General features: G+C 44.7%; 15 protein-coding genes. 6 read left to right on the forward strand and 9 right to left on the reverse strand.

What is annotated here, in order from left to right; all coding sequences use genetic code 11:
* The 4 genes from EPO18_RS09835 to EPO18_RS09850 all read left to right on the forward strand — a co-directional run.
* Nucleotides 1-820: TonB-dependent receptor domain-containing protein (locus EPO18_RS09835; protein ID WP_292433189.1), on the forward strand; the 820-nt coding region annotated here is incomplete at its 5' end.
* Between the two features lie 441 nt (nucleotides 821-1,261).
* A complete protein-coding gene (locus EPO18_RS09840; RefSeq protein WP_292433190.1) occupies nucleotides 1,262-1,786 on the forward strand; it encodes a YfiR family protein in 525 nt (174 codons plus the stop codon).
* Nucleotides 1,776-5,231, forward strand: a complete 3,456-nt coding sequence (locus EPO18_RS09845; RefSeq protein WP_292433191.1) for a response regulator — start codon at nucleotides 1,776-1,778, stop codon at nucleotides 5,229-5,231. The genes EPO18_RS09840 and EPO18_RS09845 overlap by 11 nt, the downstream gene beginning before the upstream one ends.
* A 208-nt stretch (nucleotides 5,232-5,439) precedes the next feature.
* Complete coding sequence (locus EPO18_RS09850; protein WP_292433192.1) at nucleotides 5,440-5,916, forward strand: GNAT family N-acetyltransferase; 477 nt, start codon at nucleotides 5,440-5,442, stop codon at nucleotides 5,914-5,916.
* A gap of 122 nt (nucleotides 5,917-6,038) precedes the next feature.
* Here the strand turns inward: EPO18_RS09850 and EPO18_RS09855 are convergent, their stop codons facing one another.
* The 7 genes from EPO18_RS09855 to nifB form a co-directional block, all read right to left on the reverse strand.
* Nucleotides 6,039-6,629, reverse strand: a complete 591-nt coding sequence (locus tag EPO18_RS09855; protein ID WP_292433193.1) for a nitrogen fixation protein NifQ — start codon at nucleotides 6,627-6,629, stop codon at nucleotides 6,039-6,041.
* Nucleotides 6,630-6,631: 2 nt separating this feature from the next.
* Nucleotides 6,632-6,982: a 2Fe-2S iron-sulfur cluster-binding protein gene (locus EPO18_RS09860; RefSeq protein ID WP_292433194.1), complete on the reverse strand. Its 351-nt coding sequence runs from the start codon at nucleotides 6,980-6,982 to the stop codon at nucleotides 6,632-6,634.
* 215 nt (nucleotides 6,983-7,197) lie between these two features.
* The gene (locus EPO18_RS09865) at nucleotides 7,198-7,485 is read right to left on the reverse strand and encodes a 2Fe-2S iron-sulfur cluster-binding protein (RefSeq protein ID WP_292433195.1); all 288 of its coding nucleotides are present in this window, start codon (nucleotides 7,483-7,485) and stop codon (nucleotides 7,198-7,200) included.
* Nucleotides 7,486-7,513: 28 nt separating this feature from the next.
* Nucleotides 7,514-8,797: an FprA family A-type flavoprotein gene (locus tag EPO18_RS09870; RefSeq protein ID WP_292433196.1), complete on the reverse strand. Its 1,284-nt coding sequence runs from the start codon at nucleotides 8,795-8,797 to the stop codon at nucleotides 7,514-7,516.
* Entirely contained in the window at nucleotides 8,790-9,212 is a 423-nt protein-coding gene (locus EPO18_RS09875; RefSeq protein ID WP_292433197.1) for an ArsC/Spx/MgsR family protein, read from the reverse strand. Before EPO18_RS09875 ends, EPO18_RS09870 begins: the two co-directional genes overlap by 8 nt.
* A 14-nt stretch (nucleotides 9,213-9,226) precedes the next feature.
* Nucleotides 9,227-9,505 carry a 4Fe-4S dicluster domain-containing protein gene (locus EPO18_RS09880; RefSeq protein WP_292433198.1) on the reverse strand — a complete coding sequence of 93 codons (279 nt, stop codon included), beginning with the start codon at nucleotides 9,503-9,505 and terminating at the stop codon, nucleotides 9,227-9,229.
* Nucleotides 9,506-9,652: 147 nt separating this feature from the next.
* Entirely contained in the window at nucleotides 9,653-11,146 is a 1,494-nt protein-coding gene (gene nifB / locus EPO18_RS09885; protein ID WP_292433199.1) for a nitrogenase cofactor biosynthesis protein NifB, read from the reverse strand.
* A gap of 354 nt (nucleotides 11,147-11,500) precedes the next feature.
* Between nifB and EPO18_RS09890 the strand changes: the two genes are divergently transcribed.
* Nucleotides 11,501-12,217, forward strand: a complete 717-nt coding sequence (locus EPO18_RS09890; protein WP_292433200.1) for an ankyrin repeat domain-containing protein — start codon at nucleotides 11,501-11,503, stop codon at nucleotides 12,215-12,217.
* Nucleotides 12,218-12,240: 23 nt separating this feature from the next.
* Complete coding sequence (locus tag EPO18_RS09895; RefSeq protein ID WP_292433202.1) at nucleotides 12,241-12,852, forward strand: ankyrin repeat domain-containing protein; 612 nt, start codon at nucleotides 12,241-12,243, stop codon at nucleotides 12,850-12,852.
* A 154-nt stretch (nucleotides 12,853-13,006) separates the two neighbouring features.
* On the opposite strand, the gene EPO18_RS09900 is transcribed toward EPO18_RS09895, so the two are convergent.
* Nucleotides 13,007-13,339, reverse strand: coding sequence for a DUF5615 family PIN-like protein (locus tag EPO18_RS09900; protein ID WP_292433201.1), 333 nt, complete (start codon nucleotides 13,337-13,339; stop codon nucleotides 13,007-13,009).
* Complete coding sequence (locus EPO18_RS09905; protein ID WP_181050132.1) at nucleotides 13,336-13,569, reverse strand: DUF433 domain-containing protein; 234 nt, start codon at nucleotides 13,567-13,569, stop codon at nucleotides 13,336-13,338. The genes EPO18_RS09900 and EPO18_RS09905 overlap by 4 nt, the downstream gene beginning before the upstream one ends.
* Nucleotides 13,570-13,719: the final 150 nt, after the last annotated feature.

Consider the following 13,719-nt stretch of genomic DNA (forward strand, 5'->3'; position numbering starts at 1 on the left):
TGATTTTACTGGTTTTGAAATTCAACCGACCGCGCGGATGACTTGGCTAGTTAATCAAAACAATACCTTTTGGGGAGCTATTTCTCGTTCTGTAAAAGTTCCATCAATCAGTGACCAGGATTCGACGTTCCAGCCACATATTCGTGATGAGGGGGGGATCCCTATCGTTATCAATATTGCAGGAAATAAGAGTTTTAATAGCGAAAAGCTTATTTCCTATGAGTTGGGTTATAGATCTCAACTTAGTCGTGAAATACAGCTGGATATCGCTACCTTCTTTAATGATTATGATGATTTACGAACCTTTGAGCAAAAAGATATCTTTTTTCTCCAGAATCCATTTCGCGGTGTAGTCCCGTTTGAATTTGACAATAAAATGAAAGGACATGTCTACGGGTTAGATTTATCGGCTAATTGGTATCTAAATCCCTGGTGGCGCATTAATGCCGGTTACAGTTATGCTGAAACCGCTTTGCGATTGAAAAACACCAGTACAGATACACTTTCTCTTACTCTTCCAGTATTTGTTAATTCGCCGGAGCAAATGCTGTCGCTCAGATCCGGTTGGGATGTCCATAAAAATTGGAAGATCGATTTATGGATGCGTTATGTCGATAAGCTTAAGTCTACTTATATTGGCGCCTACGTTAATATGGATGCACGTGTTGCCTGGAGAGCCAATCGTAATATTGAATTAAGTGTGATAGGGCAAAATCTTTTGGACAAACAACAGTTACAGTTTTTGAGAGATACTGCTACAAAGCTATATAACTCCGAGGTGGAACGCAGCGTTTATTTTAAAATAAAATTGGATTTTTAATGAGGTAAATCCACTGTAGAATTAAGTATATTCTTTACAAATATAACGAAGCATTTACTTACTCAAATATATTTACCAAGGAGCCTGTTAGATAGTTTATTTTAACTGGCGAAATGGGTTTTTAACATGACTTAACGTTACTTTTTCTATGTGGTGGTAGAAATATTTTAGTATTGATTCGATAATTTAAACAGACACTTACAAGTGTGTAATCATTTTTTAAGCTAGTGTATAAAAATAAATTTTAACTTTAAAAAATCAGGTATTTTTCGCGTAGATGGGGGGTATTTCGAATACATAATCCCCGTGGCGCGATTTTACTAAATACCTTTTGAGATAACTTGCATAACCAAAAATAATGCTGTTTTATGAAATAGCTATTAAGCTATTAAGCTATAAGGCCATTTTGAAACTTAACTTGTCACCAAAGAATAGTTTGTTTTGAACATACGCTCAACCATTGTACGTATACTATCAATGCTTGTCTTTTGCTTTGCCTTTAACCGTGCCGAAGCAGTTGATACGAGCGAGCTTATTCGCGCCTCCATGATAGAAAAAATCGTCCGTTTCATTGAATGGCCTCCTTGGACGCATGAGCAATTTACCTTATGTGTTATCGATAAGACTCCTTTACTCTCTGCAATACAAACTTATTATGAAAATAGCTCTATTAATGATAAACCGGTCAATGTGTTTATTGTTAATAACATGACAGAATTCAACGGTTGCCAGGCTATATACTTAGATGAAGAACAAACTAATGATTTAGCTGATATTCTAAAAATAATCCGTAACCAGCCTATCCTTATCGTTGCCGAAGAAAAGAATGCCGTCCTTCTAGGTGCGCATTTAGGATTTTTTATTGAAGATAATCGGCTGCGTTTGGAAGTTAATCGAAAAGCGTTAACGAATAGCGGTTTTAAAGTCAGTTATCATTTATTAAAGGAATCACGCATTGTTGACTAGTTTTAAGCAGTGGCTACTTTTTCAGCCATTAAAACGCAAAATATTATGGGTGATTATGGTCATCGTTGTCATAACGGTTGCCACTATCTCAAGTTTTTTGTATTGGCAAAAATATGAGCAACAACGCCAGGACTTTATTCGTAATAATTTGGCTCTTGTCAAGCTGGTAGCCGAATATACTGTCCTGCCCTTAGTGTTTGACGATAAGAAGGGTGCAGAAGAACAATTGAGTAAACTGTGGCAAGATCCTCGTATCGTCTATGTTCGACTGGAAAACACTAACGGACAGATTTTGATAGATTACGATCCATCTAATTACGCAGCTACCACGCCGTTGCCGGAAATCAAACAGGAATGGCTTTGGCAGAATAGCCGGCTGTATTTTGCAGTAACGGTCAGTCATAAGCTTGAAAAATTGGGGACATTAAAAGGCGCCTTCCGTCTTGATGAATTCAAGCAGGATCAGCGCCAGGAGCAATACTTTATGTTCTCCGTGATACTGATTGCGGTGCTATGTAGTTATGTCATGGCGCTTATGTTACGGCGTTTTGTTATGGCATCGATTGAACAGCTTGAGCGCCATGCTCGACGCATCGCAAAAGACCCCGGCGCATACGAAACAATCGTATATTCTGAACATCGGAAGGATGAAATCAGCCATTTATATCAGGCCTTCAACTTACTCATGGAGCGTATTCAGAAGAGAGAGGATGAAATTCTCAAGTTTAATAGAGATCTTGAAGTTAAAATTCAAGAACGCACAAAGGATCTTCAAGCTGCCGTACAAATCAAAAGCTCATTTTTGGCTAACATGAGCCATGAAATTCGTACACCGATGAACGCCATCATTGGTATGACTCATTTGATGTTGCAAACCGATTTAACGCCAAAACAGCGCAATTATCAGGATAAAATCAATACCTCGGCCAAATGGTTGTTGGGTATCCTCAACGACATATTAGATTTTTCCAAACTCGAAGCTGGAAAACTCAAACTGGAATATACCGAATTCATGCTTGAACCGGTCATGGAATATTTAGCCGATATCATGTCGCCGCTGATAAACAGCAAACAATTAGCACTGAGCTTTGAGGTAGAACCGGATGTACCGACCGCATTGATTGGCGATTCGCTCCGGTTGGGGCAGGTGTTGCTCAATCTGTTGGGCAATGCTATCAAATTCACTGATGCGGGAAAGGTAACAGTGCGTGTGCAGTTGCTGGGCACTGAGGCAAAACAAGCGCATCTACGCTTCAGTGTTATCGATACCGGCATCGGTTTGAATGAAGAGCAACAAAGCCAGTTATTTAGTGCTTTTAATCAAGCCGATAACTCAACTACCCGCAAATATGGCGGTACCGGATTGGGGTTGAGCATCAGCAAGCAGTTGGTCGAGGCCATGGGGGGAGCTATCGGCATCGAAAGCTGCTTGGGGGTCGGCAGCACCTTTTATTTTACCGTTACCTTGGGTCTACAGGACGAAAGTAAACTTAAATCGCTACCGCCGCCAACTATCACGCCGGACAAGTACCCGGTGCTGAACAATGTGTATCTGCTTCTGGTGGAAGATAATCTTATCAATCAGGAAGTGATGCTGGAAGTACTAAGTCATGAAGGCATTCGAGTGGATGTTGCCATAAACGGCAAAGAAGCCGTTTCAATGATTAGTAGAAACGATTACTCGGTGGTACTAATGGACTGCCAGATGCCGGTGATGGATGGTTTTGAAGCCAGTCGTCTCATTCGTGCCGACTCGCGTTTTGCCGATCTGCCTATTATAGCCTTGACGGCCAACGCGATGCCCGAAGATCGAGAGCTCTGTCTTGCCAGCGGCATGAATGATCATATTGTCAAGCCAATTAATTGGGATACCTTTTTCCAAACCTTGGCGCGCTGGGTTCGACCCATTGATGACCAATCCATCCAATACGCTCCAATTCCAACTCACAAAGAAGCTTGGTTCGATCTGCCCGGCTTTGAACTAAAAGGCATTATGTCTGCGCTACATGGCAACCAGGAAAAATTAGGGCGCTTACTAGGCGCGTTTCGGGAACAGCTTGTCATCGAAGCCCCCATCATCGCGACCCAAATCGAATATAGAAATCTGGTTGATGCACATAAACAATTACATGCGCTCACGGGAATAGCCGGTAATCTTGGCGCCAAGGAATTTCATCAAGCATGCACCGTGTTAAATGCCCAACTTCAAAGCGGAAAATTTAACGACACGACATTAGCCGATTGGATCCGAATATCCGATAAAACAATAAGCACCCTGTCCGCTACGCTAACTCATTCGTCGCCTGAAGTACCGCCCGGCGATGTGCCGACGCTTCAGCAATTGATGGGGCTGCTTGCCCACGATAGCTTTATCAGCGACCAGCTACTCACCCAATTCAAACTACTTTTTCCGGATGATAAACAGGCGGAATATACAGCATTGACCCAATACATTTTGGACACCGATTATCCTAAGGCCCAACAAGTCCTGAATACAGTCATAGATTTTTCAAATGAAAAAATTGAAACATCAGATCAACACCCGCACCCCATTATCCTGATTGTCGACGATACCCGCGTCAATCAGGAAATATTAGATTCATTGCTAAAGCAGTATTATCAAATTAAAGTGGCCGGCAATGGGGTCAGGGCACTGGATATTGCAAAGCATTCACCGCATCCCGATCTCATTCTGCTTGATGTCAATATGCCGCAGATGGATGGTTACGAAATCTGTCAAAAGCTGCAAGAAAATATACTTACCCGTCATATTCCAATTATTTTTGTAACTGCCGAGTTCGACAAGGAATCCGAAAGCCATGGCTTGCAACTGGGTGCAGTGGATTACATAACCAAGCCCATAAATCCCGCCATTGTCTTACAGCGGGTGCGTAATCAAATCCTGCTAAAACAACACGAAAAAGAATTGCAGCGCATTGCCCATTATGATGCACTGACAGGAATCCCCAACCGGATTCTGTTGGCTGACCGTATGGCGCAGGCAATTGCTCAATCCAAACGTGAGGGGGGAATGTTGGGTGTTTGCTATCTGGACCTCGATGGTTTCAAGCCGGTTAACGATACCTTGGGACATCAAGCCGGTGACCAAGTACTCATCGAAATTGCCCGGCGCATTGAGAGCATCTTGCGTAAAGGTGACACATGCGCCCGTCTAGGTGGAGATGAATTTGTCGTTCTATTACCGAATTTACATCATGCGGAGAAATGTATCGTCACCGTGAAGCGACTGCTTGAAATCATTGCTCGGCCAATTCTTGTTCAGGATCAGCCATTTTTTCTCACTGCCAGCATCGGGATAACCATTTGTCCTGGTGACGATAGTGATGCGGACGGGCTGTTAAGCCATGCCGACCAAGCTATGTATGTTGCCAAGCAATCGGGCAAGAATCGTTACCATCTCTTCAATTCTGTGCAAAACCAATAAAGTCGCGCTTATTAATTTTGATGTGTCAACGCTTTAACTTCTGGTGAAATGTGCTGGACCGTTTGATCTCAATTAATCCCTATGGCTAAGAAAACCATCTGTTTTTCCAAGTGCGCTTTGAGCACGATGCTGTTATTGGGCTCTTATTAATAAGGTAGAATCTGTTGTCGATATTCATACTAAGTTACAAATTTAGCCCACTCGAATTATGTATCAAGAAATAATAGACTCGCCAATACAAATTACTCCTGCAAATATTTCAGATATCCCTGCGCTTTGTGAGTTGCTGGATATCTTATTTTCTCAAGAAGCAGACTTCAAATCAGATCAAAAAGCACAAAGCCGTGGCTTGGATCGCATCATTAGCAACCCGGATATTGGACTTATCATTGTCGCCCGTCGAGACAACCAAATTTTGGGCATGGTTAATCTTCTTTATACGGTATCGACCGCTCTTGGCGATCGCGTTGCGCTACTGGAAGACATGGTGGTTAGCTTCAACGCTCGGAGTACTGGTATAGGCTCTCGACTCCTAGAAGAAGCCATTCAACTCGCACGTCTAAATGGCTGTAAACGTATTACTTTGCTCACAGACCGCGCTAATATCTCAGCACAACGTTTTTATCAAAGGCACGGCTTCGATTTTTCGGCCATGATTCCTCTGCGTCTTGCGTTGGATGAATAAAGCCCAATCACAAGACCTGATAAATGTTCATCGGCTGGTAGCACTTACTTGTCCGTTTCATTAATATTTTAGATCACTAAAAAATCGGAGAAAACGGGAGAACTTAAGTGACGTCCTTAAGTTCATTCCTCAGAACCATAACATTTAGAATAATCAATACATACCTCGCAAGAAGGTACGCGACACAGATACAATCCTTCCGCTTCGCAAAGCTGTTTATACAAGAATTTTTTCCATTTCATGTCCTTGTCGTTTTTTGCGGCTAATTCGGGGAAGTTGTATTGCAGCATGGCGCTCAATTGCGAGCGCGACCAAAGACCTAAATCCTGCCATAAGTGATCGCTACCAAGACTACCGGCTACGAGAATACCTATGACCCAGTCTATTTCGATAATATCCGGGTTACTGAAATGCTTGAGTAGGTTAACCAGATCATCTTTTTCCAGCATTCGGCTAAAGTCAAGCTTGCTACCTGATAGCGCGTGGCTCGGAATGCTACTGCCGGAAAAAAAATGGTTTGTTAACTCATTAAACTGCTCGAACTCCAACCCCATATAGTCAGGTAAAACGCCCTGCCCGGCACACCAGCTGGCCGTCATACAAGCCAACCATTCATGATTGGGCGACGTCATGCTAGACGTAAGCAAGGACTTTGACGTCAGCCGGGAATAGATTTGTTCCCGGTCATCATGGAGTTGAAGCGCGGCAGACATAGTTAATATTCGACCAGAATATCTTCATCCCTGACTATCATCTGGCAAGCTAAACGCCAGGGCGATGGTAAATCATCGACAATCATTCGCTCCATTTCTTCTTTGCTGATTTTGCCGCTGGATTGCAGTACTGATTTTTCTTTTTCGGTTAAAGGACCGCCCATACGTTGGTGCTTTTTATCGACGCTGCTGACTTTTACCAGACAGGTACCGCATTCGCCGTCCTCGCATTCATAATTAATCGGAATTTTGTTTTCCCGCGCCAGTTTTAGTAGCGTTTCTGTATGACTGCCCGCTACGGCATAGACGGTTTTATCCCGGTATTCGGGATTTGAAAAAGTAACTAAAGCCATGATTTGCTCCTTAATAAATAAACTTGTTAAGTTGCCGCATGGGAGAGCATGCCGGCGATTATTCTTGTTTCGTATTCCCATAAAAAAGCGCCACTTTCATTGATTCAAGCTATGACCTTCCAGGTTTTAAAAACCTGGAAGGTCTGAAATGCCACCATTTCCTCATTAAGGGAAATTCTACGACACAAAAGCGCGGGAATAAGAAGCCTATGTTTTTAAACCGGCCGGACCTTAACCGTTCCGCCCAGCACTTGTGCCTGACAAGCCAGCCGATTATGTTTACCGGCCATATTTTCGCGCAGGACCTTATCTTCAAGCACAGACGGTTCAGTCAGATTATTCCAGCCTTCGGTTATTTTCATAATGCAAGTACCGCAATCGCCTTCACGGCAACCGTAAGTAATACCTGAACCGACCTTTTCGGAAATCTCAATCACCCGGGTACCCGCAGGCGCTGAAACGGTGATATTAATATCTTCAAAGGTAATTGACGCTTTCGCCATTGCTACTCTCCTGATGTGTTAAAAAATATTAGGCAAGATCGGCCATATCGATCGTTTTGGCTTGTCTTAAACCCATTAGATCGCGTGCCATTGCATGCCCGAATTCGCGACAGATTTGAATTTCCTCTTCAGTCGGAATTAACTTAATACGTATTCCCGGAATGGGCACACGCAATTTGAGACCGCGTAAGCGATCTTCAACCATTTTCACGCCTTCTCCACTCCAGCCGTATGAGCCGAACACGCCGCCCAGTTTTGATTTGAGATTGATAACGGCCAGAGACGACAACAAATCCCAGACCGGTTTAACCGCATCGCCGTTAATGGTCGGCGTACCGAACAGAAGGCCGTCAGCGCCTTCTATTAAATCGACAAACGGCGCTATTTCGCTGCCTTCCAGATCGTATAAAGAGACGCGCACATGCTCCACGGTCATTGCGCCTTCATAAATCGCTTCGGCCATGCGCCGAGTGTTGCCGTAAGAGCTGATGTAAAAAATCAACAGGGTTTTTTCACTGACACTGATCTTGCTTTGTAACGCCGCTGTCGATAATTCACGGTAGCGCTGAACATATCGTTGCGGCTGGTCGCGTAACAGGGGACCATGCGCAGGCAGAATTTTGTTTAGCGGCAGCAAAGGCTCAATCAGAACCAGCGCCCGATTTACATATTCTTTAAACGGCCGCATGATATGGGCATAGTAATATTCAAACGAAAAGCGAAAATCGCCGACTTCATCGTTAAACAGCCGCGAATCGCAAAAATGACAGCCAAACACATCGCCTGAAAACAAAGTTTTTTCTTCAATCAAATATGTGCACTGGGTATCAGGCCAATGCAAATAAGGGGTGTGGAAAAACGTTAAGGTGCGATCGCCCAGTGAGACCTTGTCACCAGTCATTACCGGCGTAAAGTCAAATGCATCCTGCTTCAACAGGGCCTTGAGCATGGATTGCGCTTTCTGGGAAATGTAAAGTTGAGCTTGCGGCGCGCGGCGCATCAGTTCGGGCAATGCACCGGTATGATCGGGTTCCAGATGATTCAGGACGATGACTTTAATTTCGTCATAACGCGCAACCGACTCCAAACGGGCAAAAAAATCATCGGCAAAATTTTCTTTGACCGTATCAATAATCGCAACGCCTTCGGTGCCCCTAACTATATACGCGTTATAACTGGTACCGTTGGCGGTTTTTAAAATAATATCGAAGGTGCGCAGCGAGGGATCGAGCGCACCAATCCAATGCACGCGTTCGGATAGCGTAACGGCTTGCGGTACGTCATCAACAGTTAAGACAGGTGGTCTACTCATGACCGCAACTTGCTGATATAAGCGGGCGATGGCAGCTTTCAATATCCTGATGGGTATTGGTTTCTTTTAAGCCGATCCAATTATCTACCGCCTGTTGATCGAATCCCGCCATTACGGTATCGCCAACCTGCATTAACGGGCGGCGAATTAATAACAGGTTCTCAAGCATCAGTGCCAAAGCTTGTTGTTCCGATAGCTTATCCGGATCAATCTCGCCGTGTTTGATTGCCGGGGCGCTGTAATTGAACCAATCCCGTACCGCCAGATTGCCGAAAAAAGTACGCAGGCGGTTCTCTTGCCAAGCTTCGGTTAATAAATTCAGCGCCACAACCTGGTGGCCGGCACCGGCTAACAATTTTTTTTGCCGGGTATTGTTGGCACAACCGGGCTTTTCATAGAAATAGACAGTAGCCACCGGGATACCCTTTATTAGTGCGATTGCAGCTCGGCCATCGCTTCCGCCATTTTTTCCGGCGGAATACCCGTTAAAGAGCCGGGCGGGTTAATCGCCAAGCCTAACGAGTCCAGAATCGCACCCTCAATCGGGCAAATGCTGGCGCATTGGAAGACCGGAAAATCCCCCTCGCATTCGGTGCATTTTTTACTATTGACCAAAAAATGCGGTTTAGCTTCGTAAATCGCTTTGCTCGGACAGACAGGTTCGCAAGCAAAGCAATTGACGCAGGATTCAATAATTTTTACTGCCATAATAAGCTCCTGAAAAATATTCGTTCTCTGGTTCCCAAGCTCCAGCTTGGGAACCCAGTGCAGAAAGCTCTAGCTTTCAGTATTCCGGGAAGCTAGAGCTTCCAAAACGGCATTCCCAAGCTGGAGCTTGGGAACGAGCGAAACTCGCTAAGCACTCGCCCTGACGCTTTCAGTTTTATCGTCCAACTTACCCGCAGCAGCCATCTCCTTGTAAACCGCCATCACGGCTTCCTCGATAGGCTCCATCGCATGTTCGCCGTTCGGTTGAATGCCGGCCGCTTCCAACTGCTCCCAAGGCTCATAGCCGACTTTCGAACAAAGCACCGCTTCGCAGCCAGCCAACGCTCGGATAGTCACTTGCAAAGTGCTTTCGCCGTCGCCGCAAGTCGTATCGCCGCCACAATATTGATCGGCTTTGCGATGACTGATAAAGCGCACGCCATCCGGCGATGCTTCATAAATCAGGAATTCTTTGGCATGACCGAAATGCATGTTAATCACGCCTTGACCGCTGGTTGCTACCGCCATCAGTACCGGACGCGTGGTCAGCTTGGGCTCTTGTTTATGCTGCTGCGCCTTTTCGGCTTTTTCCAAACGCTTGCTGTCCATTTCAGCCTGGATGGCTTGATGAATCACCTTACGTTTTTCCATCGCCGCCTGGTAATCGATTTCCATATCTTCGATTTTATCCAGCGTAAACTCGTCGCCGCGATCCTCGCCGAGCATACCCACCGCATCGGCGCGGCATTGGCGGCAATGCCGCATCATGTTCATATCGCCGGAACAGCTGTCTTGCAAGTCTTGCAGTTCATCGGGAGTAGGGCCGCGTTGTCCCATCACGCCGTAGAAAGTGCCATGCTCGGCTTCAGCAATCAACGGCATCACGTTGTGCAAAAATGCGCCTTTGGACTTAACAACCTTGCTGACTTCGGCCAAATGCTGATCGTTTACGCCGGGAATCATCACTGAATTGACCTTCACCAAAATGCCTTTGGCAATCAGCATCTCCAGGCCTTTTTGCTGTTGTTCGATCAGGATTTTTGCGGCTTTTACGCCTTTAATGCGTTTGTTTTTCCAGTAAATCCACGGATAAATTTTCGCGCCGATTTCAGGATCAACGCAGTTGATCGTGATCGTGACATGATCGATATTGTGCTTGGACAATTCTTCCACCGCATCGGGCAGCGACAAGCCGTTTGTTGATACGCACAACTTAATATCCGGCGCTTCTTCGCTTAAACGGCGGAACGTTTCAAAGGTGCGTTCGGGATTGGCTAAAGGGTCGCCGGGACCGGCAATGCCTAACACCGTCATTTGCGGAATATTGGCCGCCACCGCCATAGTCTTTTTAACCGCTTGATCCGGCGTCAGCAGTTCGGATACCACGCCGGGCCGTGATTCATTGGCGCAATCGTACTTACGGTTGCAGTAATGGCACTGGATATTGCAAGCTGGAGCGACCGCGACATGCATCCGGGCAAAATAATGGTGGGCGTCTTCCGAATAGCAGGGATGATTCTGTACCTTCTCCCGTATCGAATCGGGCAATGAATCCATTTGATTATCGGTTGAACCGCAAGAGCTCGCTGAGCAGCCGCCTTTTTTCGCCGCGGGGGCATCGTTTAATACTGGTAATTGCATCGCATTGGCCTCGTAAGTTGCATTTACTCAAAGCAAGTGCACAGGTCATGCCAATGATATTATCTTATTGATATATAAATATATTATTTTGACTTGCGGACGGAATTGTTTCAAACTCAACAGTCATTTTTTTAGGTATTGTAATGAATGGAACAAAATAATAGTGTGAGGTATGCGGGAGAGCTCTTCGCAATCAACTTTGACCTGTGTAGGGCTATAGTTGATTGCGAGATATACCGAAACTATGAGTTAGAATACGAAACTGGACATATATGTTATGCACTTTATATTAAAGCTTTCTTAGACACCGGTTTGGGCATCTAAATTAAAGTTAGCAAACTTGGATAATAAATAATGAAAAATTTCCAAATCATGATGGTTTTATTGGTTCTATCCGCAATTGCTCGTGCGGATGATAATGCTTCGTTGGTTAAAGCTATAAAGGCGAGGAACACGTCGCAAATAAGTATCGTGCTTGCTCAGGGGGAGGTTATCAATGCTCAGGATTATCTCGGCTGGACCCCGATGTATTACGCCGTGATTGATGGTGGGACAGACGTTATCATGCTACTGCTGGAAAAAGGGGCTGATATCAATGCAAGAAATAAGGATGGCTCAACTCCCTTGTATCCTGCGGTTTCATTAGGAAAACAAAACATTGCCGAATTTCTGATAGAGAAAGGAGCAGATGTTAACGCCACAAATAATGATAAATGGACTCCCTTGCTTTGGGCTGAGTATAGTAGCAATGAAAATATCGCCATGCTGTTGGTGTTGAATGGCGCGGATGTCAATGCCAAGAATAATGATGGATTAACTCCTTTGCATTTGGCTGCGAAGTTAGGAAGCAAAGGACTTGTTGAGCTGTTAATGGCGCACAATGCGAATGTCAATGCAATGGATAAGGAGAAGGGACAGACCCCGTTGCATTTTGCAGTGAAAGAAGGGAAGCAGGATGTTGTCGAGCCTTTGTTGGCAAGAGGAGCAGACATTAACGCCAAGGACCTAGAAAGCTTAACGCCTCTTATTCTGGCGCTGTACCAAAAAATATTACGATCGCCGACTTACTAATAGCTAAAGGGGCTGACGTTAATATTCAGTCAAATAAAGGCGAATCTGCGCTGCATGTAGCCGCCTCTTACGGAACAATTGATGTTGTTGAGCGTCTTTTGGATAAAGGGGCTAATGTAAATGCCGAAACAAATTTCGGCGGAAGCCCATTGGATAGAGTTCGGAAGAAAGACATTGCCGAATTGTTGCTTGCTAGAGGTGCCATTGTGGAGCAATTCAGATGTGAATCCTCGAATGGCAATGGTTCAACGACAACGACTGTTCGTCATGGGCAGTGTCCGTCGCCAAACGATGTCAGAACATTGCTTCCCGTACAAAAGCCTTTGTATGAAAATCTTGCTGTTAATCCAGAATCTATTAAAAAGGAAGAGGCTGTCGAGCCTTTATCCACTAGAAAAGCTAAGGCTGAACTTATCAGATGTACCTCTTCAGATGGCAAGTCAAGCACTCTTCAGCGCGGAAAATGCGCGTCACCGAATGATACCCGAGTTCCAGAAACCGCTGTAAAACCTTTGCTTGAAAGATCTGAATCCAATACGGCGTTGATAAAATGCACATCTCCAAATGGAAAGAAAATTAGTTTTCAACGAGGGAATTGCGCCTCGCCAGAGGATTATCAACAGTTGCTACGATAATTAAGTCATAGATCCGTAAGGCCTTTTAGTTATGTAGCTCGGGCGTGCTGTTTATACCCGACACCCGACATTTCGGATCTTTAAAACTGCAATGCTTTTAATATGGTAATACGTAATATGTAGGACACAATAGTGTAGCGTATTGGGCGCATACCTATACAATCTCAATACAGGCTTTATTGTCGATAATTAAAGCTTGTTCAATGGCTTGCTTATTGTCTAGCAAGGTTTTGATAGTTGTCGTTTTTGAATGATTGCCCATCTTGAGCCAAACAATCTTGGGTGGTTGGCCATGAATCAGGCCCATTTCATAGAAATCCGCATCCTGAGTGACGATGATGTAGCCATTATCAATGGCATATTGGCGAATGACACTATCATTGACATGCTCCAGACCGATCAAAGTCACCTGAGTTGAACCTGGATAGCTGTCTTGGATGAACGGTATGATTCGCCGTGACAGGTTTTCATCAAGCAATAGCTTCATAAAGCTTTGATGATTACGGATTGCCGCTCCCTATCGGCTGCAAATTGTAAGCAGGCGGTAATATCGTCATCCGTTAATTCCGGGAAATCTTCAACAATTTCAGTACGGCTCATGCCATCGGCCAGCCAGGAAAGCACATCATAAACAGTAATCCGTAAACCTCTAATGCACGGCTTACCGCTACGTTTGCCGGGCTCAATGGTAATCATGTTGTGATAATCAATGCTCATGGCCTTGCACTCGTTTGGAATTCGGTTGAATTGCATTATATCGCATTTGGTTCATAAATGAGCACACCAACCAATCTACAAGACTCAAGGTGAAACACATTCAGGTAGGTTGTATAAGCGATGTTACGAGCTTGATTAAGAAGTTTAAAG

Origin of the sequence: Methylobacter sp. (assembly GCF_004322395.1) — a bacterium.
In the GTDB taxonomy this organism is placed as follows: Bacteria; Pseudomonadota; Gammaproteobacteria; order Methylococcales; family Methylomonadaceae; genus Methylobacter_A.

Bases quoted from the DNA above. Each gene is read 5' to 3' on its own strand.
- EPO18_RS09850 (WP_292433192.1), top strand. From the start codon at position 5,440: ATGTATCAAGAAATAATAGACTCGCCAATACAAATTACTCCTGCAAAT.
- EPO18_RS09855 (WP_292433193.1), bottom strand. From the start codon at position 6,629: ATGTCTGCCGCGCTTCAACTCCATGATGACCGGGAACAAATCTATTCC.
- EPO18_RS09860 (WP_292433194.1), bottom strand. From the start codon at position 6,982: ATGGCTTTAGTTACTTTTTCAAATCCCGAATACCGGGATAAAACCGTC.
- EPO18_RS09905 (WP_181050132.1), bottom strand. From the start codon at position 13,569: ATGAGCATTGATTATCACAACATGATTACCATTGAGCCCGGCAAACGT.
- EPO18_RS09890 (WP_292433200.1), top strand. From the start codon at position 11,501: ATGAAAAATTTCCAAATCATGATGGTTTTATTGGTTCTATCCGCAATT.
- EPO18_RS09870 (WP_292433196.1), bottom strand. From the start codon at position 8,797: ATGAGTAGACCACCTGTCTTAACTGTTGATGACGTACCGCAAGCCGTT.
- nifB (WP_292433199.1), bottom strand. From the start codon at position 11,146: ATGCAATTACCAGTATTAAACGATGCCCCCGCGGCGAAAAAAGGCGGC.
- EPO18_RS09865 (WP_292433195.1), bottom strand. From the start codon at position 7,485: ATGGCGAAAGCGTCAATTACCTTTGAAGATATTAATATCACCGTTTCA.
- EPO18_RS09880 (WP_292433198.1), bottom strand. From the start codon at position 9,505: ATGGCAGTAAAAATTATTGAATCCTGCGTCAATTGCTTTGCTTGCGAA.
- EPO18_RS09900 (WP_292433201.1), bottom strand. From the start codon at position 13,339: ATGAAGCTATTGCTTGATGAAAACCTGTCACGGCGAATCATACCGTTC.